25 protein-coding genes, 1 other RNA gene and 1 pseudogene are annotated in these 22303 nt (G+C 65.6%); 6 read left to right on the top strand and 21 right to left on the bottom strand.

Translation table 11 applies throughout. The annotated features are described in order from the left end of the window. Window positions 1-114 precede the first annotated feature (114 nt). Window positions 115-867 (top strand): sulfite exporter TauE/SafE family protein, encoded by a 753-nt coding sequence (locus tag CWS35_RS11450; protein ID WP_024579186.1) that lies wholly within the window; start codon window positions 115-117, stop codon window positions 865-867. A 22-nt stretch (window positions 868-889) separates the two neighbouring features. Further along, the gene (locus CWS35_RS38950) at window positions 890-1159 is read left to right on the top strand and encodes a hypothetical protein (protein WP_024579187.1); all 270 of its coding nucleotides are present in this window, start codon (window positions 890-892) and stop codon (window positions 1157-1159) included. On the opposite strand, the gene CWS35_RS11445 is transcribed toward CWS35_RS38950, so the two are convergent. From CWS35_RS11445 to CWS35_RS11420, 6 genes are all read right to left on the bottom strand, one after another. Then, on the bottom strand, window positions 1114-1524 hold the full coding sequence (locus CWS35_RS11445; RefSeq protein ID WP_024579188.1) for a VOC family protein: 411 nt from the start codon (window positions 1522-1524) through the stop codon (window positions 1114-1116). The two genes, CWS35_RS38950 and CWS35_RS11445, sit on opposite strands and share 46 nt — an antisense overlap. A 77-nt stretch (window positions 1525-1601) precedes the next feature. Then, window positions 1602-2138: an SRPBCC family protein gene (locus CWS35_RS11440; RefSeq protein WP_024579189.1), complete on the bottom strand. Its 537-nt coding sequence runs from the start codon at window positions 2136-2138 to the stop codon at window positions 1602-1604. Window positions 2139-2203: 65 nt separating this feature from the next. Next, the gene (locus tag CWS35_RS11435; protein WP_024579190.1) at window positions 2204-2614 is read right to left on the bottom strand and encodes a DoxX family protein; all 411 of its coding nucleotides are present in this window, start codon (window positions 2612-2614) and stop codon (window positions 2204-2206) included. Between the two features lie 349 nt (window positions 2615-2963). After that, window positions 2964-4241 (bottom strand): RNA polymerase sigma factor, encoded by a 1278-nt coding sequence (locus tag CWS35_RS11430; protein ID WP_100951953.1) that lies wholly within the window; start codon window positions 4239-4241, stop codon window positions 2964-2966. Continuing rightward, window positions 4238-4606: a YciI family protein gene (locus tag CWS35_RS11425; RefSeq protein ID WP_024579192.1), complete on the bottom strand. Its 369-nt coding sequence runs from the start codon at window positions 4604-4606 to the stop codon at window positions 4238-4240. The genes CWS35_RS11430 and CWS35_RS11425 overlap by 4 nt, the downstream gene beginning before the upstream one ends. A gap of 110 nt (window positions 4607-4716) precedes the next feature. After that, window positions 4717-4995, bottom strand: a complete 279-nt coding sequence (locus tag CWS35_RS11420) for a hypothetical protein (RefSeq protein WP_024579193.1) — start codon at window positions 4993-4995, stop codon at window positions 4717-4719. A gap of 89 nt (window positions 4996-5084) precedes the next feature. On the opposite strand from CWS35_RS11420, the gene CWS35_RS11415 reads away from it, so the two are divergent. Continuing rightward, window positions 5085-6050, top strand: a complete 966-nt coding sequence (locus tag CWS35_RS11415; protein WP_100951952.1) for a glyoxylate/hydroxypyruvate reductase A — start codon at window positions 5085-5087, stop codon at window positions 6048-6050. Between the two features lie 175 nt (window positions 6051-6225). Here CWS35_RS11415 and CWS35_RS11410 read toward each other — a convergent pair whose 3' ends face one another. From CWS35_RS11410 to CWS35_RS11395, 4 genes and pseudogenes are all read right to left on the bottom strand, one after another. Then, the gene (locus tag CWS35_RS11410; RefSeq protein WP_200894399.1) at window positions 6226-6717 is read right to left on the bottom strand and encodes an SRPBCC domain-containing protein; all 492 of its coding nucleotides are present in this window, start codon (window positions 6715-6717) and stop codon (window positions 6226-6228) included. Next, the gene (locus tag CWS35_RS11405) at window positions 6698-7099 is read right to left on the bottom strand and encodes a metalloregulator ArsR/SmtB family transcription factor (RefSeq protein WP_024579196.1); all 402 of its coding nucleotides are present in this window, start codon (window positions 7097-7099) and stop codon (window positions 6698-6700) included. The genes CWS35_RS11410 and CWS35_RS11405 overlap by 20 nt, the downstream gene beginning before the upstream one ends. Before the next feature lie 98 nt (window positions 7100-7197). Continuing rightward, window positions 7198-7844, bottom strand: a pseudogene (locus tag CWS35_RS11400) (dihydrofolate reductase family protein). 90 nt (window positions 7845-7934) lie between these two features. Then, window positions 7935-8594 (bottom strand): TetR/AcrR family transcriptional regulator, encoded by a 660-nt coding sequence (locus CWS35_RS11395; protein WP_024579198.1) that lies wholly within the window; start codon window positions 8592-8594, stop codon window positions 7935-7937. 96 nt (window positions 8595-8690) lie between these two features. Here CWS35_RS11395 and CWS35_RS11390 point away from each other — a divergent pair, with 96 nt between their 5' ends. Beyond that, a complete protein-coding gene (locus tag CWS35_RS11390) occupies window positions 8691-9335 on the top strand; it encodes a glutathione binding-like protein (protein ID WP_100951951.1) in 645 nt (214 codons plus the stop codon). Between the two features lie 46 nt (window positions 9336-9381). Here the strand turns inward: CWS35_RS11390 and CWS35_RS11385 are convergent, their stop codons facing one another. From CWS35_RS11385 to CWS35_RS11355, 7 genes are all read right to left on the bottom strand, one after another. Then, the gene (locus CWS35_RS11385) at window positions 9382-9849 is read right to left on the bottom strand and encodes a nuclear transport factor 2 family protein (protein ID WP_100951950.1); all 468 of its coding nucleotides are present in this window, start codon (window positions 9847-9849) and stop codon (window positions 9382-9384) included. 86 nt (window positions 9850-9935) lie between these two features. Then, entirely contained in the window at window positions 9936-10385 is a 450-nt protein-coding gene (ybgC, locus tag CWS35_RS11380; protein WP_024579201.1) for a tol-pal system-associated acyl-CoA thioesterase, read from the bottom strand. Between the two features lie 68 nt (window positions 10386-10453). After that, window positions 10454-11371: a metallophosphoesterase gene (locus tag CWS35_RS11375; protein WP_100951949.1), complete on the bottom strand. Its 918-nt coding sequence runs from the start codon at window positions 11369-11371 to the stop codon at window positions 10454-10456. A 223-nt stretch (window positions 11372-11594) separates the two neighbouring features. Continuing rightward, complete coding sequence (gene ruvB / locus CWS35_RS11370; protein ID WP_168226309.1) at window positions 11595-12644, bottom strand: Holliday junction branch migration DNA helicase RuvB; 1050 nt, start codon at window positions 12642-12644, stop codon at window positions 11595-11597. Continuing rightward, the gene (gene ruvA / locus CWS35_RS11365) at window positions 12641-13258 is read right to left on the bottom strand and encodes a Holliday junction branch migration protein RuvA (protein ID WP_100951948.1); all 618 of its coding nucleotides are present in this window, start codon (window positions 13256-13258) and stop codon (window positions 12641-12643) included. Before ruvA ends, ruvB begins: the two co-directional genes overlap by 4 nt. Before the next feature lie 291 nt (window positions 13259-13549). Beyond that, entirely contained in the window at window positions 13550-14077 is a 528-nt protein-coding gene (gene ruvC / locus CWS35_RS11360) for a crossover junction endodeoxyribonuclease RuvC (RefSeq protein ID WP_024579205.1), read from the bottom strand. 215 nt (window positions 14078-14292) lie between these two features. Further along, window positions 14293-15039 carry a YebC/PmpR family DNA-binding transcriptional regulator gene (locus tag CWS35_RS11355; RefSeq protein ID WP_024579206.1) on the bottom strand — a complete coding sequence of 249 codons (747 nt, stop codon included), beginning with the start codon at window positions 15037-15039 and terminating at the stop codon, window positions 14293-14295. Between the two features lie 193 nt (window positions 15040-15232). Between CWS35_RS11355 and CWS35_RS11350 the strand changes: the two genes are divergently transcribed. Both CWS35_RS11350 and CWS35_RS11345 read left to right on the top strand, forming a co-directional pair. Next, on the top strand, window positions 15233-16993 hold the full coding sequence (locus CWS35_RS11350; RefSeq protein ID WP_100951947.1) for a methyl-accepting chemotaxis protein: 1761 nt from the start codon (window positions 15233-15235) through the stop codon (window positions 16991-16993). A 111-nt stretch (window positions 16994-17104) separates the two neighbouring features. Then, window positions 17105-18529, top strand: a complete 1425-nt coding sequence (locus CWS35_RS11345) for a methyl-accepting chemotaxis protein (RefSeq protein ID WP_100956244.1) — start codon at window positions 17105-17107, stop codon at window positions 18527-18529. A gap of 97 nt (window positions 18530-18626) precedes the next feature. Here CWS35_RS11345 and CWS35_RS11340 read toward each other — a convergent pair whose 3' ends face one another. The 4 genes from CWS35_RS11340 to ssrS form a co-directional block, all read right to left on the bottom strand. Then, window positions 18627-20399 carry an adenylate/guanylate cyclase domain-containing protein gene (locus CWS35_RS11340; RefSeq protein WP_245438937.1) on the bottom strand — a complete coding sequence of 591 codons (1773 nt, stop codon included), beginning with the start codon at window positions 20397-20399 and terminating at the stop codon, window positions 18627-18629. Between the two features lie 91 nt (window positions 20400-20490). Then, window positions 20491-21318 carry a TIGR00282 family metallophosphoesterase gene (locus CWS35_RS11335; RefSeq protein WP_100951946.1) on the bottom strand — a complete coding sequence of 276 codons (828 nt, stop codon included), beginning with the start codon at window positions 21316-21318 and terminating at the stop codon, window positions 20491-20493. Between the two features lie 2 nt (window positions 21319-21320). Then, window positions 21321-21899, bottom strand: coding sequence for a 5-formyltetrahydrofolate cyclo-ligase (locus tag CWS35_RS11330; RefSeq protein WP_024579211.1), 579 nt, complete (start codon window positions 21897-21899; stop codon window positions 21321-21323). Between the two features lie 173 nt (window positions 21900-22072). Then, window positions 22073-22234, bottom strand: a non-coding RNA gene (gene ssrS, locus CWS35_RS11325) — 6S RNA. Window positions 22235-22303: the final 69 nt, after the last annotated feature.

Below are 22303 nucleotides of genomic sequence, written 5' to 3'. Positions count from 1 at the left end.
TTCAGCTCGCGCGAGCCGCACAAGAATTATCGATAGGATCATCAGCTTCTTCTGTTGGAGATGACATCGAGAAGGCCTTACCAACGATGGAAACAGCGTTGGAGGCCGAAACTGATGTATGACGCCGTTCATCTCGCAACGTTCGAACAATATTGCCTCGTCGCCGCACTCTCGTTCATTGCAGCGATTGTCGGTGGCGTTGCCGGATACGGCACAGGGCTGATCCTTCCGCCCGTTCTCCTCCCGATCGTCGGATCGGAGGCCGTCGTCCCAATCATCAGCCTGTCTGCGCTCCTGACGAATGCAAGCCGGCTGATCGCCTTGAGGGACAAGTTTGATGTGCGAAATGCCATCATGCTGGCGAGCTGCGCGCTGCCGACCTGCATTGGGGGCGCTTACGTCTACACGACGCTCGGCGGAAAGACGGTGACGATCGTGATCGGCTTGGCGCTGATCGTCCTGGTCCCGCTGCGGCGGCTCGCAAGCAAGGCGCAATGGAGATTGACGACGCCGGGCGTAGCGGTAGCGGGAAGCGGATACGGGCTTCTGGTCGGAGCGACGTCGGGATCCGGCGTCGTCCTGCTTTCAATCCTTCTCGCGGCCGGTCTTCGCGGCTCTGCGGTGATCGCGACCGACGCCGGCATTTCGCTGTTTCTCGGGCTGGCGAAGACGGCCGTGTTTCAGACGGCGGGTGCGCTTCCGGCGTCTGCCTGGATCATGGCGATCCTGATCGGCTGTTGCGCAACGCCAGGCGCCTTCCTCGCAAAACGGCTGAGCGCCCATCTACCGATCCACGTCCACACCGACATTCTGGACGGGGTGGTCATCCTTGGCGGTGCATTGCTGATGATACAGGCGATGTGGTGACGGAAAACGAGGCGAGGAACTCATGGACCGCACGACGATCAAGCACAGCAAGGACGAGGCAAGATCGCGATCCGCGGCATGCACCCTCGCGCAGCTGATGGTCATCTATTTTCTGCTGCAGCTATTGGCGATAGCTGCAACGCGTCGGTTCGATCCCGACGCGGTGCAGTCCCTCTTGGCGTGGGACGGCATGACGCCGATTTCCCGTCCCGATCTATTCGATGGCGGCCCTGTCGATCCGGCTCGTCACATCTGCGCCGGGCAGTTCACCATCCAGGGGATGCCGAACTGATCGACGCACATGCCGAAGCCGTTCGAGAAGAAGGTCTTGCCGAACGGCATGGTGACCGCGCCGCCTTCGGACAGCGCCGTGAAGCGGCGCTCGGCCTCGGTGGGATCCTCGACCTGCAACGCGACGTGAAAGCCCTGCGGCTTCTGGAAATGGCCGGGCGGGGCATCCGAGGCCATGATGATCTCGCCGTCGATCGTGAGGCGGGCATGCATGACCTTGTCCTTCCAGCCCGGCGGGGTCTGCATTTCGGCATTGCCCTCGCCGTAGGGGAAGGTTTCCTCGATCCGCGCGCCGAGAACCTTTTCGTAGAATTTCAGCGCGGCGCCGCAATTGCCATCGTAGGAGAGATAGGGGTTGACCTGCATCGCTTGCTCCCTTGAACAGATTCTGGCTTGACACGTTTTCTTGACGCGAACCGATAACCACTTCACTCGAAAGCGCGTTATTTTTCGGTCAGCTTCTTCAGATTGGCGAGACCGACCTCGAAATCCCGGCCGATCATGTGGTCCAGGTTCATGAACACCTGCATCACCTTCGACATGAAGACGGCCGGACCATACATGGTCCATGTGACGCTGGTCGCATCTCCCTGCGGCAGCATTGTGAACTCCGCGGTGTTGTGGCCCTCGAACGGCTTCAGGAAATCCAGCTTGATGACGATCTTCGACGGCGCGGCGGATTGCAGGATTTCCATGCGGCCGGCGCCGACATTCTTGTTGCCCTCCCAGGCATAGGCCGCGCCCTGCCCGCGCTCGGTGCCGCTGTAGATGCGCCTCATGTCCGGGTCCCGGTTCTCGTAGGGCGACCAGACTGTCCACTGACGGAAATCGTCGATCAATCCAAAGATCCGTTCGGCCGGCGCGTTGATGCTGGTCGCACGCGTGACGCGGAACGTGCTCGGCTTGGTCGCCGCGAGGATGAGAATTACGGCAATCGCGATCGCAAGGATGATGGCGATGATGGCAATGGTCTCGAACATGATGGTCTCCGGAAGATGAATCGAACAACGAAAGCGTTTTCAAGCGAGCGCGTCAAACCAGACGCTTAGCGGCGGAACGGCAGCAGCGCACGCAGATTGCCGTCGCGCAGATAGAGCCCGCCCCACACCATCAGGCCGAGATAAAGCCCGAACAGCGTGTGGGAGAACAGCGGGCTGTCGATCCGCACATGCGATGCGATGGCGCCGCCGAGATAGCCGGTGAGCAGGATGGCACCGAGGATCGAGGTCGGCGGCACCGAGTAGAGCAGCGTGCAGACGATGGTGATGATGCCGAGGCTGCGCGCCAGCGTATCGCTCGCGCCCCAGCCCATCCTGTCCAAGGTCTCGGTGACGACCGGCAACGGCACCAGCTTGATCGCGCCGTCGAACAGCAGGAAGAGGACGACCACGCCGCTGATGACGCGGCCGGTGATCCGGGCGGACTTCGAGACTTCGGTGTCGACGATCGTCGGCATGGCAGGCTCCGTAACGCTTGGTGATGCTCTGTCATCAAGACGAACGGGGCGATGCGCGGCCGACAGATCGCAGGAAGAATTTTGAGAGTGGCGAATGCCGTGACCAGACTACCGGGGCCTCGTCGATGATCTCGCCCGGGGCTTACCCCTCTCCCCACCCTCCCCCGCAAGGGGGAGGGTGCCTGACCAGCGTGCTCACCTCACGCAATTGATTGGCGATGGCCCTGCGCGGGTGTGAGAGAAGCACCGGCGGAAGGGTTCCCTCCCCCCTTGCGGGGGAGGGTTAGGGAGAGGGGTGCCACGCGGGAAGTCTCTCGGCCCGGGCTTGAAAGACAGAAGCTGCGCGCCGCTACTTCGCCTTCGCATTGCGCGGCTGGCTGTCGCGCATCAGGCGGTCGATGTGCATGCGGATATGGGCGGCCTCGGCCGTGGTGTTGGCGAGTGCGATGGCGCGGTCGAAGGCGACACGGGCCTCCTCGTTGCGGCCGAGTTGCATCAGGAAGGCGCCGCGCACGCCGAAATAATGGAAATAGTTCGCGAGCCGCGGCGCCAGCGGCTCGATCATCTCGAGCGCGGCCTCGGGCCCCTGCACCTTGGAGACCGCAACCGCCCGGTTGAGCGTGATCACCGGCGACGGCTGCATGAGCTCGAGCGCGCCATAGAGCAGATCGATCTGGGTCCAGTCGGTATCCTCGGGCTTCTCCGCGCGGGCATGCAGCGCTGCGATCGCGGCCTGCACCTGATAGGGTCCGCTCTGGCGATGGCGCATCGCCTTGTCGATCAGGGCGAGGCCCTCCGCGATCAGCTTCTGATTCCACAGGCTGCGGTCCTGGTCGTCGAGCAGGATCACCTGGCCGTCCGCATCGAACCGCGCGGCGGCGCGGGCGTGCTGCAACAAGAGCAGCGCGGTCAGCCCCATGATTTCCGGCTCGCTCTGGAACAGCCGCAGCAGCAGGCGGGCGAGCCTGATCGCCTCCTCGCACAGCGGCGAGCGGATCTCCGCGGTGTCGCCGCTCGCCGAATAACCCTCGTTGAAGATCAGGTAGATCATCGCGGCGACCGAGGCGAGCCGCTCGCTGCGCTCGACCGCGCCCGGCGTCTCGAACGGCACGTTGGCATCGGCGACGCGCGCCTTGGCCCGGGTGATGCGCTGCTCCATCGCGGCTTCCGAGACCAGGAAGGCGCGCGCGATCTGCTTGACCGTGAGGCCGGAGACGATGCGCAGCGCCAGCGCGATCTGCTGCGTCGCCGGCAGGTCCTTGTGGCAGCAGATGAACAACAGCCGCAGGATGTCGTCGCGGTAGTGCGAGCCGTCGAGCCGTTCGGCGATCTCCTCCTCGGCGTCGTCGAGATCGGAGATCGACCGGTCGTCGTCGGGCAGCGCCTCCTGCTTCTTGCTGCGCCTGATGTCGTCGATCGCGACATTGCGGCCGACCATGATCAGCCACGCCGCGGGATCGCGCGGCGGGCCGTTCTGCGGCCAGCTCTTCAGCGCGCGCAAGCAGGCGTTCTGGAAGGCCTCCTCGGCGGTATCGAGATTGCGGAAGTAGCGCAGCAGCGCGCCGACCGCCTGGGGACGCGCCGATGTCAGCGCGGCGTCGATCCAGGCGGTATCGGTCACGCTCACGGCTTTGCGCTCCCCGGCGTGAAGTGGCCGACCGGGCGGATCTCATAGGTGCCGCCGGGATTGGCCTCGCCGAGGTCGCGCGCGATGTCGAGCACCTCGTCGAGGTTCTTGGCATCGACCAGGTAGAAGCCTAGCAATTGTTCCTTGGTTTCGGCGAACGGGCCGTCGAGCACCAGCGGCGGGTTTTCCTTGCGCAGCGTGGTCGCGGCGGTGGTCGGCAGCAGCCGGGCCACCGGTCCGAGCTTGCCCTCCCTGGCGAGCTTGTCCTGCACGACGGACAGTTTCTGCATGACCGAGGCGTCGTGTTCCTTGCTCCAGGAACCGACCAGGTCTTCGTCATGATAGCAGAGGATCGCGTACAGCATCGAAAAGGCATCTCCGTTCATTGCAAGAACGAACGATTATGCCCGCTGCCGACAGGCGGCGCGAAAGATTTTTGAGCGGCGAGTCAGGTCCATCGCCGCGACGGCAATTGCTACCAGTAGACGCCGTAGCGGGCGGCAATCCGGCGCGCCTTGGCTTCGTCGCTCTCGCGGTGGCGGACGCCGCTGTTCTGCACCGGACGCGACCGCCGGGGCGTCGACGCCTGAACCTGCGAGGGGGCCGGCTGTGCCTCGGCCTGTGCCGGTGCAACGGCTGCTTGCGTTTGCGCTGGCGCATCCGCCGCCGCGAGCACGAGGCCGCGGTTCTGGCCGGCATCGGCGGTGACGGCGGAGGCAAGCACGAAAGCCGAGATCAGGATCAGTTTGCGCATGGAAGTTCTCCCCTGTTGATGGCAGGAGGTTAGGGCGCGGGCCAGGCCCGCTCTGTGACTTATATCACATTGATTTTGGAGGTATCTGGATGGGTAAGGGCGCGCTCGCGCTGCTGATCAATGGCGGCTCGGAAAACTGGTCGTCGGCGCGCTGGAAGGCGCGGTTCGACACGGTCTGCCCGGACCGACCCGTGGTGCTGCTGCCGGACCCGGCGCTGGACCCCGCCGAGGTGCACTATGCCGCGGTGTGGAAGCCGAAGCCGGGCGAACTCGCGGCGTTCAAGAACCTGCGCGTCATCTTCAACCTCGGCGCCGGCGTCGACGCGCTGATGGCCGACCGCTCGCTGCCCGACGTGCCGCTGGTGCGGGTCTCGGTGTCCGACCTCACCAGCCGCATGACCGAATATGTCGTGCTGCATGTGCTGATGCATCACCGCCAGGAGCTTTATCTGCGCGAGTCGCAGCGGCAGAAGCGCTGGGCGCCGGACTATCAATGGGCGGCCAACGCCATCACCGTCGGCGTGATGGGGCTCGGCACGCTCGGCGCGGCCTCGGCGCAGGCGCTCCGCGCGCTCGGCTTCCGCGTCGTCGGCTGGAGCCGCAGCGAGAAGCGGATCGACGGCATCGCCTGCTTCCACGGCAGCGAGGGGCTCGACGCATTCCTGCGCGAGACCAACATCCTGGTCTGCCTGCTGCCGCTGACGCCGGACACCCGCCATGTGCTGAATCGCGACGCGTTCGCGAAGCTGAACCGCAACGGCCCGCTCGGCGCGCCCGTGATCATCAATGCCGGCCGCGGCGGCTTGCAGAACGAGGCCGACATCCTGCGCGCGCTCGACGACGGCACGCTGGGCGCCGCCTCGCTCGACGTCTACGAGACCGAACCGTTGCCGCAGGACAGCCCGTTCTGGAGCCACCCGAAGGTGGTGCTGACCCCGCACAACGCCGCCGACACCGATGCCGACGAGATCTCGAAATACGTCGCGCAGCAGATCGCGCGCTTCGAGCAAGGTGGTGAGTTGGAGAACGTGGTCGACCGCAACCGGGGGTATTAGGGCCTAACGGGGCGTGTCAAGGCAATGTCGTCGCGGGCAAGCGAAGCGCAACCCGGACCCATAACCACCGACGTTCGTGATCAAGAAAGCTGGGGCCCCGGCTTGCCGCAGCAACGACAAGCCGGGGTTATGGGTCCCTGCCTTCGCCGGGACGACAGGTGGAGAGGCCACGGTCTCAGCCCATCTCGGCAACCACCTCGGCGAGCCGGTCGTAGGCCGGCGCGACGCCCTTGTCGATGCCGGAGTTGAGATGGCCGTCACGCGCCTCCTTGGTGGGATGGCGGATCGTGGTGGTCAGCGTGGTGGTGCCGCCGGCCTCGACGAAGGTCGAGATGACGAGATACTCCTCGCTGGTGAAGCCCGGCATCGAGAAGGTTTCGCCGAACGCCAGCCGTTCCGGCCGCACCACCTCGCGATAGGTGCCGGTGAGTTCATGCTCGATGCCCTCGGACGAGCGGAACACGAACCGATAGGCGCCGCCGACCCGCAAATCGACTTCGCACACCGGCATCGTGAGCTGCTCGCAGCCAAGCCAGCGCACCAGATATTCCGGCCTGGTCATTGCATCGAACACGAAGCGCCGCGGCGCGTCGAACTGGCGCGTCATCGCGAATTCGAAATCCGACGGGGTGGTGATCTTCAGCGTCTTATCCACGCGTGCGTCCACGTTGCTTCTCCTTGGTTACACTGGTTTTACGCTTGCGCGGCGGGGCCTTCGCGGCCTCCTCCGCCTTCATCTCCTCGAGCAATCCGTCGAGGCGGTTGAAGCTCTCGTCCCAGAAGCGGCGGAAATTCCCGAGCCAGCCGTCGACCTGCTTGAACGAGTCGGGCGCGATCCGGCACGGCCGCCACTGCGCCTCGCGCCCGCGCGAGATCAGCCCGGCATGCTCCAGCACCTTCAGATGCTTGGAGATCGCCGGCAGGCTCATGTCGAACGGCTTCGCCAGCTCCATCACCGAGGTCTCCCCGAGCGCGAGCCGCGCCAGGATCGCGCGCCGGGTCGGATCGGCCAGCGCCGCGAAGGTCGAACTGAGGGGGTCCAGCGGCATGTACTTAGCTCATCGGTTAAATAACCTTTGGGTTAAGTACGCCCGAACACGCGCCGCGTCAACGGCCAATTTCGGCCGCTAACGCAGCCGTGCGCGAACTACGATGTGCGCGCGAAGGTGACGTGGGTGGCGTTCGGGCTCGCGACGTGTGAGACGACAGCGTAGCCGAGCGCGGGCAGATCGAGGCCGGCGAACAGATTCTCGCCGGCGCCGAGCAACACCGGCGACAGCGCCAGTTGCAATTCGTCGAGCAGGCGCGCTTGCAGGAACTGGCGCACCAGCGAGACGCCGCCGCCGACCCGGATGTCCTTGTCGCCGGCAACCGCACGCGCGCGATCGAGCGCGGCATGAATGCCATCGGTCACGAAATGGAACGTGGTGCCGCCTTCCATTTCGATGTCGGGCCGGGCGTGATGGGTCAGCACAAAGGTCGGCGTGTGATACGGCGGATTGGGGCCCCACCAGCCCTTCCAGGCATGATCCGGCCATGGCCCGCGGATCGGACCGAACATGTTACGGCCCAGAATCCAGGCGCCGATATTTTCCATCGCCCTGCGCGCGATCTCGTCGTCGAGCCCGGTGCCGCCCCCTCCTGGCCGAAGGTCTGGCGAAACGTCCGGGTCTGGAGGAACCAGCCGGGCAACACCATGCCGCCTTCGCCGAATGGATTTTCGCGGCTCTGACGCGGCGCCGCGCCAAATCCGTCGATCGAGATCGAAAACGCCGAAGTCCTGACTTTTCCCATGATTTTCTGCTTCCGTGAGTGAGGGCAACTTACGGAAGACGGGCCGGAAAACCAGCGGCCGACATTTGCCGCCGAAGAAATTTGCCGCTTCTATTTGGCCCCGCACAGCACATCGAGGGCGCCCTTCACGATCGCCTCGAGCTCCTTGCGCGGCACGCGGGCGCGGGCGCGGATCGCGATGGTGTGGATGGTGGCGGAGGCAAGATGCGCCAGCGCCGCCGGGTCCGCGCCCTCGGGCAGCTCGCCGCGCTCCCTGGCATGGCGGAAGCAGATGCCGAACGCCTTGTCGAGCTCGGTCAGGCCCTCCAGCACCATGGTGCGGATGTCAGGATCCGACACCGCCTCCGACGCGGCCGTCATCACCGTGAAGCAGCCGCGCGGACCGGACTCGCCGGACAGATAGATGTCGAGCGCGATGCGATAGATGCGCGCCAGCCGCTCGCGCAGCGGCGCATCGGCGCGGAAGATGTCGGCCATCGCGGCGCGCGCGTCGTCGCGGTAGCGCTGATAGCTCTTGATGTAGAGCTCGCGCTTGTCGCCGAACGCGCCATAGAGGCTCGGCCGGTTCATGCCAGTCGCCGCGCTGAGATCATCGAGCGAGGTCGCGGCAAAGCCGTCGCGCCGGAACAGATCGAGCGCCTTGCCGAGCGCGACATCGGGCTCATAGGCACGCGGCCGTCCGCGCCGCTTCGGTGCGACCGGCGTCGCGATTTTGGCAGCAGATGGCGGCTTGCTATTTTTTTGTACCATTTCGCACTAAATTCCTTGACGCCGGAAATATTATCCAAGACAGTACAAAATCAACAACGGCCAGAGACCTGCGCCGGATATCTCACGGAGGCACCCATGGACCTGTATTTCTCTCCCCTCGCCTGCTCGATGGCGACGCGTGTCGCGCTGTATGAAGCCGGCCAGCCGGCCAATTATCTCGAGGTCGATCCGAAGACCAAGCAGGTGCGCAATGACGGCTCAGACTTCAACAAGGTCAACCCGCTCGGTCTGGTGCCGACGCTGCGCACCGACGACGGCGTGGTGCTGACCGAGAACGCGGCGATCCTGCAATATGTCGCCGACCAGTTCCCGCGCGCCGGCCTCGGTACCGCGTCGAACGCCGAGCGTTCGAAGCTGCATCAATGGCTGTGCTTCATCGGCACCGAACTGCACAAAGGCCTGTTCCTGCCGCTGCTCGACAAGAAGGCGCCGCCGGAGGCCAAGGCCTATGCGCTGGAGAAGTACGTCTCGCGGCTCGACTATGTCGAGGACCACCTGAAGGGGCGTGACTACCTGCTCGACCATTTCAGCGTCGCCGACGCCTATCTGGTCACCGTCATCAACTGGACCATGGCGACGCCGCCGATCGAGCTTTCGAAATGGCCGGCGCTGAAGGCCTATTACGAGCGGCTGCGCGCACGTCCGTCGGTGGCGAAGGCGGTGGCGGAAGAGTTCGATCTCTACAAGGCCGAGATCGCGCGGCACAAGGCGGCGGCGTAAGGCGGTCTCTCGCGATCCGTCGTCCCGGCGAAGGCCGGGACGACAACTAAAAGGGACTATCTCCCAACCCCGGCACATCGGCCGGACGCGGGCCCGGGGCGGGCCAGTGAAAGCGGCGATCTTTCTCCGAGATCGCGATGTCGTTGATCGAGGCCTCGCGGCGGCGCATCAGGCCGTGCTCGTCGAACTCCCATTGCTCGTTGCCGTAGGAGCGAAACCAGTTGCCGGCAGCATCGTGCCATTCGTACTGGAAGCGCACCGCGATGCGGTTGCCGTCGAACGCCCGGAGGTCCTTGATCAGCCGATAATCGAGCTCCTTCTCCCATTTGCGGGTCAGGAAGGCCGTGATCGCCTCGCGGCCTTGAAATACCTCGGAGCGATTGCGCCAGCGGCTATCTACGGTATAGGCGCCGGCAACCCGAACGGGGTCGCGCGAATTCCAGGCATCTTCCGCCATGCGCGCCTTCTGCGCGGCGGTCTCGCGGGTGAAAGGCGGCAGCGGCGGGCGTGACATCGGCGATCCCTCGCGGTTGTTTTGTCCCGAGTAAATCTAGCGCCGCGTCCCGCAGAGTCGATGGGGCGTTTGCCATCGTCCGATAGCTAACCCAGATCGGCCTTCATCAGCGCGCGGATGGTCTTGGGAATCGGCTGCGCGCGGCCACCGCTGATGAAGGCGACGCGGACCTGGGCCTTCACGAGCACGTCATCGCCGCGTTTGACTTCCTGCGCCAGCATGATGGAGGCGCCCTTCACCGCGATCGGCCAGGTCACGACGTCGAGCACGTCGTCCATCCGCGCCGGCTTGAGGAAGTCGAGCGTCATCGAGCGCACGACGAAGGCGAAGCCACCGGTCTCCGCCTCGGCCTCGTCGAACAGCGCCTGCTGCTCGGCGCCCATCAGGCGCAGATGATTGGTGCGGCCGCGCTCCATGAAGCGCAGATAATTGGCGTGGTAGACGATGCCCGAAAAATCGGTGTCTTCGTAATAGACGCGGACCTGCATATGGTGGCGGCCGTCGCGGATCTGGCCGTCGAGAATGGGTGAGGTCACTTGCAGCCCCCGATTGCGCAAAACTTCGGGTTCGTATTGCGCAAAATCGCAGGCCGGCGCAAGCGCGCTCAGGACACCACCGGTCCCTTGCCGCCGAGCGTGACCTGAACGATCTCGGGCGGCACGCCGAGCCGGAACGGCATGATGCTGCAACCGAGGCCACCGGAGACGACGACGTCGCATTTCAGCTTGATGTGGCCATAGGCGAGCCGCATGCCGTGCTTGACCGGCACCGCCGGCGACCAGCCGAGCAGCCGGATCTGGCCGCCATGGGTGTGGCCGGACAGTTGCAGCGCGACGCGCGATGGCACGCGGAGCGCGACGTCGGGCTCGTGCGCAAGCAGGATCACCGGCGCATCGTCTGTGACCTTTGCCAGCGTCGCGTTGAGATCGTCGACGCCGATCCGCGCGACATGGCGATAGCGCCGCGCCGCCATGAAGGCGAGTTGGTCGCCGAGGCCGGCGAGCCAGAACGGGCGGTTGTCCTTGATGAGCCGCACCGCGTCGTTCTCGTAGACCGGAATGCCGGCGCGCTCCAGCGCACGGCGCGCGACCGGCACGCCCTGCCCTAGCCGCTGCACCGTCTTGTCTTCCCAATAGTCGTGATTGCCGAGCACGGCATGCACGCCGAGCGGCGCCTTCAGGCCCTTGAGCACCGCGGCCCATTCGGACGCCGGAATGAAACGCGTGACGTGGCGCAGTCCCGCGACATAGTCGCCGAGCAGCACGATGATGTCGGGGTTCAGCGCGTTGGTGCGCTCGACGATCTCGGCGATGCGATCGAGCGACATCCAGGGATCGCAGGCGTGGATGTCGGCGAGCGCTGCGATCTTGAGCGGAAAGTCCGCCGGCCATTGCCGCGGCGACAAGTCGTAGCGTGTCAGGGTCAGGCGGACGACCGGCTCGCTCAGGCCATAGGCCGCGGTCGAGGCGGTGGCGGCGGTCAATCCGCCGGCGGTGTACAGGAAATGACGACGTGAGATCATGGACGTGCGATCGGTGATGCCTGATCCATGATAGGCCCTTTGATTGGAGCGAAATTGGGCCGCGTTTGTGCAGACGGCCTGCAGACATTTCGCAATGGTTAGCGGGCAAGGTTACCGGTCGCGCGAGGCGCTGCGTCAACACGACTTTTCACGTGTTCGGGAGCGCGTCTTGCCTGAGCATGATCTGCGTCGGAAAGCCGCTCCGCACTTTCCGGATCATGCGTTAATCTTCATCGCCATCGTTGCCGAACAGGCCGAACTGCGACGGATCACGGTTCGGTTCGGCGAGGCCGAGATGGCGGAAGGCGTGCGTGGTCAGCAGGCGGCCGCGCGGCGTGCGTTGCAGATAACCGCACTGGATCAGATAGGGCTCGATGATGTCCTCGATCGCATCGCGCGGCTCGGACAGCGCCGCCGCCATGGTCTCGACGCCGACCGGGCCGCCGCCATAGTTCAGGGCGATGGTGGTGAGATAGCGCCGATCCATCGCATCGAGCCCGGCGCTGTCGACCTCGAGCGCGCTCAGCGCCCGGTCGGCGATACCGCGATCGACGGAATCGGCGTCGGCTGCGGAGGCGAAGTCGCGCACCCGGCGCAGCAGGCGGCCGGCGATGCGCGGCGTGCCGCGGGCGCGGCGCGCGATCTCGTTGGCGCCGTCCGGGCTCATCCCGATGTTGAGCACGCGGGCGCCACGGGTGACGATCTTCTCCAGCTCTTCGATGGTGTAGAAATTGAGCCGCACCGGAATGCCGAAACGGTCGCGCAGCGGATTGGTGAGCAGGCCGGCGCGCGTTGTCGCGCCGACCAGGGTGAATTTCGACAGCTCGATCTTCACCGAGCGCGCGGCGGGACCTTCGCCGATGATCAGGTCGAGCTGGAAATCCTCCATCGCGGGATAGAGTACTTCTTCCACCGCCGGGCTCAGGCGATGGATCTCGTCGATGAACAGCACGTCGCGCTCTTCTAGATTGGTCAGCAGCGCCGCGAGATCGCCGGCCTTCGCGATCACGGGACCGGAGGTGGCACGGAAGCCGACGCCGAGTTCGCGCGCGACGATCTGCGCCAGCGTGGTCTTGCCGAGGCCGGGAGGTCCGACGAACAGCACGTGATCGAGCGCCTCGCCGCGCTTCTTGGCCGCCTCGATGAAGATCGAGAGATTCTTGCGCGCCTGGGCCTGGCCGACGAACTCCGTCAGCGACTGCGGACGCAGCGCAGTGTCACCGACATCGTCGGAGCGGCGCTCGGGCGTGACCATGCGGGGCGGCGTGTTCACTTCGACAATTCCTTGAGCCCGAGCCGGATCAGCTGCGCGGTCTCGGCCTTCTCACCGGCACTGCGTGAGGCGGCGGCGATGGCGGCGGCGGCCTGCGGCTGGCCGTAGCCGAGATTGACCAGCGCGGAGATCGCATCGGTGACCGGACGCGGCGCGCGGTTGTTGTCGATCGCGCCGGAAAGCTGCACCACCGCGGGATCGACATCGGCAAAGCCCGGTGCCCTGTCCTTCAATTCGCTGACGATGCGTTCGGCGACCTTCGGCCCGACGCCCGGGGTGCGGGCCACCGCCGCCTTGTCGCGCAGCGCGATCGCGTTGGCGAGATCGGTCGGCGGCAGCGTGCCGAGCACCGCGAGCGCGACCTTGGCGCCGACGCCCTGCACGGTTTGCAGCAGGCGAAACCATTCACGCTCGTGATCGCTGCGGAAGCCGAACAGCTTGATCTGGTCTTCACGGACATAAGTCTCGATCGAGAGCACGGCCGCTCCGCCCGGCTGTGGCAACGCCTGCAACGTGCGGCTTGCGCAATGCACCTGATAACCGACGCCGCCGACGTCGAGGATCACATAGTCCTCGCCATAGGAATCGATCAGGCCCTTGAGCTTGCCGATCATGAGGGCAACCCCAGCTTGGCCCTCGTTCCCCGCACGATCGCTTTGCCTCCGGTGAGGGACGCACCAGCGGATGGGTTCCCTCCCCCTTGCGGGGGAGGGTTAGGGAGAGGGGTACCACACGACGGGCTCTCTCAATTTTCATTTCGACGACAGGTAGCCGATTTTGCGCGGGCCAAGCGCTCATCGAACATCTCGCCCGGGGCTTACCCCTCTCCCCAACCCTCCCCCGCAAGGGGGGAGGGAGCCTGACAAGCGTGCTCACCTCACATTGCACAGGCTTGCAACCGCCGATCATAGGTTTGCTACCTTCAGCCGGAGCGCGGCGCTCTGGCGGTGATGGGCGTGGGTGATCGCGATCGCGAGCGCGTCGGCGGCATCGGCGGACGGCGGCTCGGCTTTCGGCAGCAGGATCTTCAGCATCACCTGGATCTGGTTCTTCTCGGCGTGACCGGCACCGACCACGGTCTTCTTGACCTGGTTCGGCGCGTATTCGGCGACCGAAATACCGAACATTGCGGGCGCCAGCATGGCGACGCCGCGTGCCTGGCCGAGCTTCAGGGTCGCGACGCCGTCCTTGTTGACGAAGGTCTGCTCGACCGCGGCTTCCATCGGCTTGAAGTCGCCGAGCACGGCGGCAAGCCCCTCATGGATCGCCAGCAGCCGGCTCGCCAGCGGCAGATTGTCCGGCGGCTCGACCGAACCGCAGCCGACATAGACCAGACGGTTACCCTCGGTCTCGATCACGCCCCAGCCGGTGCGGCGGAGGCCCGGATCGATACCGATGATGCGGACGGGAGAGCGAATCGGCTGGGCTGTCATGCGGTAGTGATACCGCCTAGCCTGCGAGAACGAAACACAAACGGAAGACCATCCCCGCCTGTGTCGCGGTAGGCCTCGCTCATCATCCCGCCCTCGCTCGTCATCCCCCGCGAAAGCGGGGGATCCAGTACGCCGCGGCCTATCGGCTCAAGCACTGCTGTCTCTGGAATACTAGATCGCCGGTCGAGCCGGGCGACGACAGCAGAGCAGGTGACTTAGCCGCCCATCTTGGCGATCAGCGCGTCCGACACCTCGAAATTGGCGAACACGTTCTGCACGTCATCGTGTTCGTTGAGCAGGTCCATCAGCTTCAACAGCTTTTCGCCGGTCTCGTCGTCGACCGAGATGGTGTTCTGCGGCTTCCAGGTCAGCGCCGCCTTGCGCGGCTCGCCGAACTTGGCCTCCAGCGCCTTGGCCACTTCGCGGAAGGTGTCCTGCGAGGCATAGACCTCGTGGCTGGTCTCGCTGGAGACCACGTCGTCGGCGCCGGCCTCGATCGCGGCGTCCAGCATGGCGTCGTCGGAAGCGACCTTGGCGTCGTATTCGATGATGCCGGTGCGGTCGAACATGAAGGCGACCGAGCCGGTTTCGCCGAGATTGCCGCCGGACTTGGTGAAGAACGAGCGGATGTCGGAGGCGGCGCGGTTGCGGTTGTCGGTCAGCGCCTCGACGATGACGGCGACACCGCCGGGGCCATAGCCCTCGTAGCGGATCTCGTCATAGTTCTCGCCCTCATTGCCGGCGGCCTTCTTGATCGCACGGTCGATGTTGTCCTTGGGCATGTTCTCCGCGCGGGCCGCGACCACGGCGGCACGCAGCCGCGGGTTCATCGCCGGATCAGGGGTGCCGAGCTTGGCCGCCACGGTGATTTCGCGGGCCAGCTTGCCGAAAAGCTTCGACTTCTGGGCATCCTGCCGGCCCTTGCGGTGCATGATGTTCTTGAATTGGGAATGGCCGGCCATGCGACGTCTCTTCGAGGCTTAGGGTCTGAACGAGGGTGGAAAACGCGGCCTTATAGGCCCCTCACGGTCAAAATCAAAGGATCGGCGGGGCCCTCCGGCAAACGAATACTACCGCATGCCGGAATATGAGGCACTTGTTAACCATGACTTGCGAGGATCGCGCGTCCCGCCGCAACTTTCCAAGAGCCCCCCAATGGCGTTCGGTTTGTTTCGAAAGCAAGTGCCGGAGCCGGCTGCGCCTGCCGTCGGGCCGCAAGTTCCGGCCGCGGCTCCCGAAACCTCTGCCGAGGCTGATTCGGCCAAGGATTCATCCAAGGAAATCCTCGAACTGCTGGAACTCGAGCTCGGCGCGATGATCCGCCAGCTCGAGCGTGCCGCGAGCTCGGTCGCCGACGGGGCCGAGGCGACGGCTGCCAAGCTCGCGACCATCCGTGCCCGCACCGACGCGCTGACCGGCCGCAGCAGCGACGCGCAGAGCACCGCGACGACGTTCTCCGAGGCCGCCGACCGCTTCACCCATTCCGCCGAAGGCATCGGCGCGCAGGTGCGCAGCGCCAGCCAGCTCGCCGACGACGCCGCGACCGCGGCGCGCGAGGCCACCGCCAATGTCGACCGCTTGCGCGAGTCCTCGGCCGCGATCGGCAATGTCGTCAATCTGATCGCGCAGATCGCGCGGCAGACCACGCTGCTGGCGCTCAACTCGACGATCGAGGCGGCGCGTGCCGGCGCCGCCGGCAAGGGCTTTGCGGTGGTCGCCACCGAGGTCAAGGCACTGGCGGTGCAGACCCAGAACGCGACCGAGGAGATCACCAGGAAGATCGAGGCGTTGCAGAAGGACGCCACCGGATCGGCGGATGCCGTCCACCGCATCTCGCAAGCGATCGAAAAGATTCGCCCGGTGTTCGAGAACGTCAACGGCGCAGTCGCCGAGCAGAACCAGATCACCGGCGAGATCGGCCAGAACGCGGCCTCCGCCTCCAGCTTCATCGTCTCGGTCGGCACCAGCGCCGGCGAGATCGACAGTGCGACCCGCGAAGCCGCCGCGCATGGCGACAGCGTCGCCACGGCCGGCAAGGCCGTTACCGGCTTCGCCCAGAAGCTGAAAGCGCGCTGTGCGGTACTGTTGCGCCAGAACGAACGCGGCGATCCGCGCAGGAACGAGCGCCTGCCCTGCAGCCTCGGCATCGAGATCACGACCGCGCGCGGCATCGTCACCGCGCCGGTCTACGAGATCGCGCTGGACGGCATCCTGATCGGCGGGCCCGACGCCGGGAAGCTGCCGGCCCATGAGACCTTGAGCGCGACCTTGCAGGATGTCGGCACGTGCCGGATCAGGATCGGCGAGCGCACCAAGGCAGGCAGCCAGGCCCGCTTCGAAGCGGCGAGCGCCGAGCTGCGCGAAAAGATCGAAGACCGGATGTGGGCGATCCACGAGGAGAACACCGAGTTCGTCACCCGCGCGATGGAGGCCGGCCACGCGCTGAGCAAGATCTTCGAGAACGGACTGGCAAGCGGCGCGATTGCGATCGCGGACATGTTCGATACCGACTATGTCGAGATCGCCGGCACCACCCCGGTGCAGCATCGGACCCGGATGCTGGACTGGGCGGAGCGCACGCTGCCGGCGTTCCAGGAGGCGTTCCTCGCCAAGGATCCGCGGATGGCGTTCTGCGTCGCGATCGACCAGAACGGCTATCTGCCGGTCCACAACAAGGTCTACTCGCAGCCGCAGCGGCCGGGCGACGTCGCCTTCAACACCGCCAACAGCCGCAACCGGCGCATCTTCAACGATGCAGCCGGCCTTGCCGCCGGCCGCAACCAGCGCGCTTATCTGATCCAGACCTATGCGCGCGACATGGGCAACGGCAACACCGTGATGATGCGCGAGATCGACGTGCCGATCCGGGTGCGCGGCCGGCACTGGGGCGGCTTCCGCACCGCCTACAAGCTCTGAGCGGGCACGCGTGCGCGCTCAGGCAAGACCGGCGGCGCGAATCACGTCTTAGTCTTGGGATGGGAATGCTGTGGCCGCACGACGGCCGCGGCGATGGAAGGATCCGCCAACATGTCGGCCGCGCAGCTCGCAGTTCTGGACACGTCATCGAACCGGACGCTGGCCGAACGGCTCGTTGACCAGCTTGCCGACCGCATCGGCGGCCTCGGCGTCGAACTCGCCGACATCGCCGGCAATGTCCAGGAAGTCGCCAACCGCGTCACCAACCAGTCGGAGCGATTCCATCATTTGCAAGCCACCGCCGAGACCATGGTCTCGGCCAATCACGACATCGCCAACGCATCGCAGGCAGTGCAATCGACCGCATCCGCCGCGGTCGGCCAGATCGCCGAGTCGCGCGACGTGGTCGAGACGGCGGTCGGCCACATCGCTGAACTCGTCGCGGCGGTCGGCCGGATCGAGACCCGGCTCGCCGCGGTCGGCTCCGCGTTGAGCCAGGTCGCCAAGGTCTCCGGCTCGATCGAGGCGATCGCCAAGCAGACCAATCTGCTGGCACTCAACGCCACCATCGAGGCGGCGCGCGCCGGCACCGCCGGCCGCGGTTTTGCGGTGGTCGCAAGCGAGGTGAAGAACCTCGCCGAGGCGACCCGCCAGGCGACGCATCAGATTTCCGACACCGTGCGCGATCTCGACGGCCAGATCGGCAGCCTGATCGGCGAGAGCAGCGACGCCTCGCTGCGCGCCAGGAACGCCAGCCAAGGCGCCCGGCAGATCTCGGGCATCATCAGCCGCGTGCAGCAAGGCTTTTCCTTGGTCGGCGCCGAGATCGGCAGCGTGGCGCGCGCCGCGACCTCCAATCTCGGGCATTGCGACAGCGTGATCGCGGAGCTGAACGAGCTCGCCAAGGGGGTCGATCTGTCCTCGCGCGACCTCAAGCACGCCGACGCGCGGGTCGCGAAACTGCTCGAGCTCTCCGAAAGCCTGATCGTGACCATCGCCGACAGCGGCGTAGAGACCGGCGATACGCCGCTGATCCGCGTCGTGATCGAGACCGCGAAACGGATTTCCGACCTGTTCGAGCAGGCCATCGCGCATGGCGAGATCACGCTGGCGCAATTGATGGACGAGAACTATCGCGAGATCGCCGGCAGCAATCCGAAGCAATATCTGACCGACTACGTCGGCTTCACCGACCGCGTGCTGCCGGCGATCCAGGACCCGATCCAGAAGACCGACCCGCGCATTGTGTTCTGCGTCGCCTGGGCGCGCAGCGGCTATCTGCCGACCCACAATCCGAACTACCGGCTGCCGCAGGGGCCGGACCCCGTCTGGAACAACGCCAATTGCCGCAACCGCCGCCTCTTCAACGACCGCGCGGTGAGCAAGGTCGCGGCGAATACAAAACCGTTCCTGTTGCAGACCTATCGCCGCGACATGGGCGGCGGCAATTTCGTCTTGATGAAGGACCTGTCGTCGCCGATCACGGTGCGCGGCCGCCATTGGGGCGCGTTCCGGATGGGCTTTAGACAGGGCTAGAGCATGATCCGGAAAAGTGCGAAGCGGTTTTCCGAAACGATCATGCTTGAACAAAAACCTAAAGCGCGATGACGGTTCAGCCTCATCTCATCACGCTTTAATCCGGCAATCCCGCGTCGCGCAGCGCCGCGCCGATCTGGTCGCGCAGTTCGGCACCGCGCACCGGAAACGCTTCGCTGACATGCGAGGTGCGGAAGCCCGGATGAATCCGCAACAGCCGCCCGATCGCCTTGCGCGCCTCATCGGTCCGGCCGGCGCGGATCGCGTTGATGATGAAGGCGCCCAATGAATGCGCGTTGGTGTTGAAGCGCAGCGATCGCCGCGCGGCCTCGCAGCCCTCTTCGAAACGTCCCAGCCAGAAGTAGGCATGCGAGGTCCCGATCCAGGCGCTGATCCGCAGCGGATCGAGCGGGCTGAGCCGCATCATGTGCTCAAAGCTCCCGATCGCGCGCTCCGTATCGCCGCACATCAGCGCGACCCAGCCGCGCGAATACCAGGCGAAGCCGAGATTGGGATTGAGCGCGATCGCTTCCTCGACCATCGACGAGCCGAGGTCGTAATCGTGTCCGAGATAGGTCAGCACATGGCCCGCGGTCGACTGCACGAAGGCATCTTCCTCGCCGAGCCGCGAAGCCAGCCGCGCATGCCTGATTGCCTCGAGCCGCTCCGGGCCGTCGAGCGGTGAGCCGCTGGTGGCCTGCCGGGCCATCCAGCTCCACGCCAGGATCGCATGCGCCGCGGCGAACTGCGGATCGAGCGCGATCGCCTGCTTGAACAGCTCGTAGGCGTCGCTGAGCGATGCGCGCTGATGAATCAGCGCCATGCCGCGCAGGTAGAGGTCGTAGCTGTCGAGCTTTTCAGTCGGCTTGTGCCGTGCCCGCTCGAACTCGGCCTGCTCGAGCCTGGGCGCGATCAGGCCGACGACGCTCGAGGTCACCTTGTCCTGCAGGCCAAAAATATCTTCGAGCTCGCCATCGAACCGATCGGCCCAGATGTGGTTGCCGGTCGCCGCCTCGATCAACTGACCGGTGATGCGGACCCGGTTGCCGGCCTTGCGCACGCTGCCTTCCAGCACGTAGCGGACGCCGAGCTCGCGGCCGACGCGCTTGATGTCGATCGCCTTGTTCTTGTAGGCAAAGCTCGAATTTCGCGCGATGACGAACAATGACTTGAACCGCGACAGCGCGGTGATGATCTCCTCGACCATGCCGTCGGCAAAGTAATCCTGCTCGCGATCCCCGCTCATGTTGTCGAACGGCAGCACCGCGATCGATGGCCGGTCCGGCAGCGCAAGCGGCTCGACTGGCGCTGACGGCACCGTCGAGCGCTGCGAGCCGGGCTCGCCGCCGATCCGAATCTGCCATACGCGCATCGGCTCGGCGATGTTCTTCAGCGACTGCGAGCCCATGTCGCCGAAGTCGATATCGACCTTGCCCCGGATTTGCCGATGGGCATCGTCCGAAATGCAAATTCCGCCGGGGTCGGCCATCCCCTCGAGCCGCGCCGCGATGTTGACGCCGTCGCCGAAGATATCGTCGCTGTCGATAATGATGTCGCCGACGTGAATGCCGATGCGGAATTCGATCCTGCGATCGGGTGGCACCGCGGCGTTGCGTTCGGTCATGCCCCGCTGCACCTCGATGGCGCAGCGCGCCGCGTCGACAGCGCTGGCGAACTCGACCAGCATCCCGTCGCCGGTGGTCTTGACGATGCGGCCCCGGCAGGCCGCGACGGTCGGATCGACCAGCGTCTGGCGGGCGCCCTTCAGGTCGCCAAGCGTCCGCTCCTCGTCGCGGCCCATCAGGCGGCTGTAGCCGGCAACATCCGCCGCCACCAAGGCCACCAAACGACGTTCGACGCGCTCGGACAACGCAATCTCCGGGAAGCAAAAATCAAAGGGGGTCGAAAATCACTGCCCCATCAAAATCACTGCCCATCAAAGCACGACAAGATGTCGCAGGCTAGCTCAGCCAGAACCCCGGCACCGCGGGCTCGAGCCGGCCGCCGGCGCGCACCGGCGCGACCTTGACCGCCAGCCCGGTCGCATCGTCGGTCTCGACCGCGATGCCGCTCAGCGTCGCGACGCCGCCGGCCGGTTCGAAGCGGCCGGACGGAATGCCGGTGAGGAAGCGCTGCAACGGCTCCTCCTTCTGCATGCCGATCACCGAATCATAATCGCCGGTCATGCCGGCATCGCTCATATAGGCGGTGCCGCCGGGCAGCACCTGATGATCGGCGGTCGGCACATGGGTATGGGTGCCGACCACGAGGCTGACGCGGCCGTCGCAGAAGAAGCCGACGCCCTGCTTCTCGCTGGTCGCCTCGGCGTGGAAGTCGAGCACGATGGCATCGGCGCCCTCGCGCAACGGGCAGGCCTCGAGCTCGCGGTCGATCGCGCTGAATGGATCGTTCGACGACGGCTCCATGAACACGCGACCGATCGCATTGAGCACGAGCGCGCGCTTGCCGTTCTTGGTATCGACCAGCGTCGCGCCGCGGCCGGGCGAATGGCGCGGAAAATTCAACGGGCGGATCAGGCGCGGCGCGCGCTCGATGAAGACCAGCGCCTCCTTCTGATTCCAGGCATGGTTGCCGAGCGTGATCGCGTCCGCTCCGGCATCGAGCAACTCCTGGTAGATCGCCTCGGTGATGCCGAAGCCGCCAGCGGAATTCTCGCCATTGACGACGACGAGATCGAGCGACCAGTCCCTGATCATGCCCGGAAGATGGTCTGTGATGGCGGTGCGGCCGGTCCTGCCGACGACGTCACCAACGAAGAGAATACGCAAGGCTAGCTACTCCGGAAATCGAACGTCTTGCGCTCCGTTAGCACATAATCGAGCGGGACGTCGTGCGACAGCGCCGGGATCGCCTTGGTTTCCTGTGCAGCAAAGGCAATCCCGGCCCCGATCACGTGCTTGGCCTTGCGCAGATGTGCAAAGGTATAGTCGTAATAGCCAGCACCATAGCCGATGCGGTGGCCGAGCTTGTCGAACGCCGCGAGCGGCACCAGCATCACGTCGGGATGCACCTCGGCCGCGGCCGGCGACGGTTCGGGAATGCCGAGCGGGCCGAGCATCAGGCGGTCCTGCGGCGACCAGCTGCGGAAGGTCAGCGACTGGCCGCGCGCATTGATGCAGGGCAGCGCCAGCCGCGCGCCCTTGTCGGCCAGCTTCTTCATCAGTGGCGCCGGATCGAGCTCGCTGCGGATCGGCGCATAGCCGGAGATGATCATGCCTTGCGTGATCTCGAACGGGGCGCCGCGCCTGGCGAGCGCCTCGGCCGCCGCGGCGCGCTGCTCGTCGCTCAGCGCATCGCGCTTGGCGAGCGCGAGGGCCCGAAGTTCGGCCTTCGATGGAGATGCGTGCATGATCCATCTTCCGCTGTCATCGTCCGCCAAATGCGGACGAGCCGGCAATTCCAGAGACGCGAGCATTCGTTTGGCCAGGCCGCGGCGCACTGGATGCCCCACGTCGCAGGGCACGACACTGCCACACAATCAGACCGCCGCAGCGCGACGACAAGGCAACAGCAAAAACCAAGTGCGAAGCCGCAGAGGCCGTTGGAGCGCTCGATCCCGGAGTTCCCTACGAAAGTAGGTGGGCACCATATGTCCGGGTCCACGGACCCGGCCAGGGACAGTTCCCTAAAGGATCGATAAGGCCCCGGGGATATTATGGCTCCTGACGCGCAACGCAGCTTCGCCCGGCCAATGTAGCGATCGTTGCCGCAATCCGCCAGCGGTACCTCGTCGTCCCGGCGAAGGCCGGGACC

Source organism: Bradyrhizobium sp. SK17, assembly GCF_002831585.1.
Classification (GTDB): domain Bacteria; phylum Pseudomonadota; class Alphaproteobacteria; order Rhizobiales; family Xanthobacteraceae; genus Bradyrhizobium.
The sequence above is the reverse complement of the archived record's forward strand: the minus strand, read 5'-3'. Positions and strand labels throughout refer to the sequence as shown.

Excerpts from the sequence above, each read along its gene's own strand:
- CWS35_RS11450 (WP_024579186.1), top strand. The coding sequence starts at position 115 with ATGTATGACGCCGTTCATCTCGCAACGTTCGAACAATATTGCCTCGTC.
- CWS35_RS38950 (WP_024579187.1), top strand. The coding sequence starts at position 890 with ATGGACCGCACGACGATCAAGCACAGCAAGGACGAGGCAAGATCGCGA.
- CWS35_RS11445 (WP_024579188.1), bottom strand. The coding sequence starts at position 1,524 with ATGCAGGTCAACCCCTATCTCTCCTACGATGGCAATTGCGGCGCCGCG.
- CWS35_RS11440 (WP_024579189.1), bottom strand. The coding sequence starts at position 2,138 with ATGTTCGAGACCATTGCCATCATCGCCATCATCCTTGCGATCGCGATT.
- CWS35_RS11435 (WP_024579190.1), bottom strand. The coding sequence starts at position 2,614 with ATGCCGACGATCGTCGACACCGAAGTCTCGAAGTCCGCCCGGATCACC.
- CWS35_RS11425 (WP_024579192.1), bottom strand. The coding sequence starts at position 4,606 with ATGCTGTACGCGATCCTCTGCTATCATGACGAAGACCTGGTCGGTTCC.
- CWS35_RS11420 (WP_024579193.1), bottom strand. The coding sequence starts at position 4,995 with ATGCGCAAACTGATCCTGATCTCGGCTTTCGTGCTTGCCTCCGCCGTC.
- CWS35_RS11415 (WP_100951952.1), top strand. The coding sequence starts at position 5,085 with ATGGGTAAGGGCGCGCTCGCGCTGCTGATCAATGGCGGCTCGGAAAAC.
- CWS35_RS11405 (WP_024579196.1), bottom strand. The coding sequence starts at position 7,099 with ATGCCGCTGGACCCCCTCAGTTCGACCTTCGCGGCGCTGGCCGATCCG.
- CWS35_RS11395 (WP_024579198.1), bottom strand. The coding sequence starts at position 8,594 with ATGGTACAAAAAAATAGCAAGCCGCCATCTGCTGCCAAAATCGCGACG.
- CWS35_RS11390 (WP_100951951.1), top strand. The coding sequence starts at position 8,691 with ATGGACCTGTATTTCTCTCCCCTCGCCTGCTCGATGGCGACGCGTGTC.
- CWS35_RS11385 (WP_100951950.1), bottom strand. The coding sequence starts at position 9,849 with ATGTCACGCCCGCCGCTGCCGCCTTTCACCCGCGAGACCGCCGCGCAG.
- CWS35_RS11375 (WP_100951949.1), bottom strand. The coding sequence starts at position 11,371 with ATGATCTCACGTCGTCATTTCCTGTACACCGCCGGCGGATTGACCGCC.
- ruvA (WP_100951948.1), bottom strand. The coding sequence starts at position 13,258 with ATGATCGGCAAGCTCAAGGGCCTGATCGATTCCTATGGCGAGGACTAT.
- ruvC (WP_024579205.1), bottom strand. The coding sequence starts at position 14,077 with ATGACAGCCCAGCCGATTCGCTCTCCCGTCCGCATCATCGGTATCGAT.
- CWS35_RS11355 (WP_024579206.1), bottom strand. The coding sequence starts at position 15,039 with ATGGCCGGCCATTCCCAATTCAAGAACATCATGCACCGCAAGGGCCGG.
- CWS35_RS11350 (WP_100951947.1), top strand. The coding sequence starts at position 15,233 with ATGGCGTTCGGTTTGTTTCGAAAGCAAGTGCCGGAGCCGGCTGCGCCT.
- CWS35_RS11345 (WP_100956244.1), top strand. The coding sequence starts at position 17,105 with ATGTCGGCCGCGCAGCTCGCAGTTCTGGACACGTCATCGAACCGGACG.
- CWS35_RS11330 (WP_024579211.1), bottom strand. The coding sequence starts at position 21,899 with ATGCACGCATCTCCATCGAAGGCCGAACTTCGGGCCCTCGCGCTCGCC.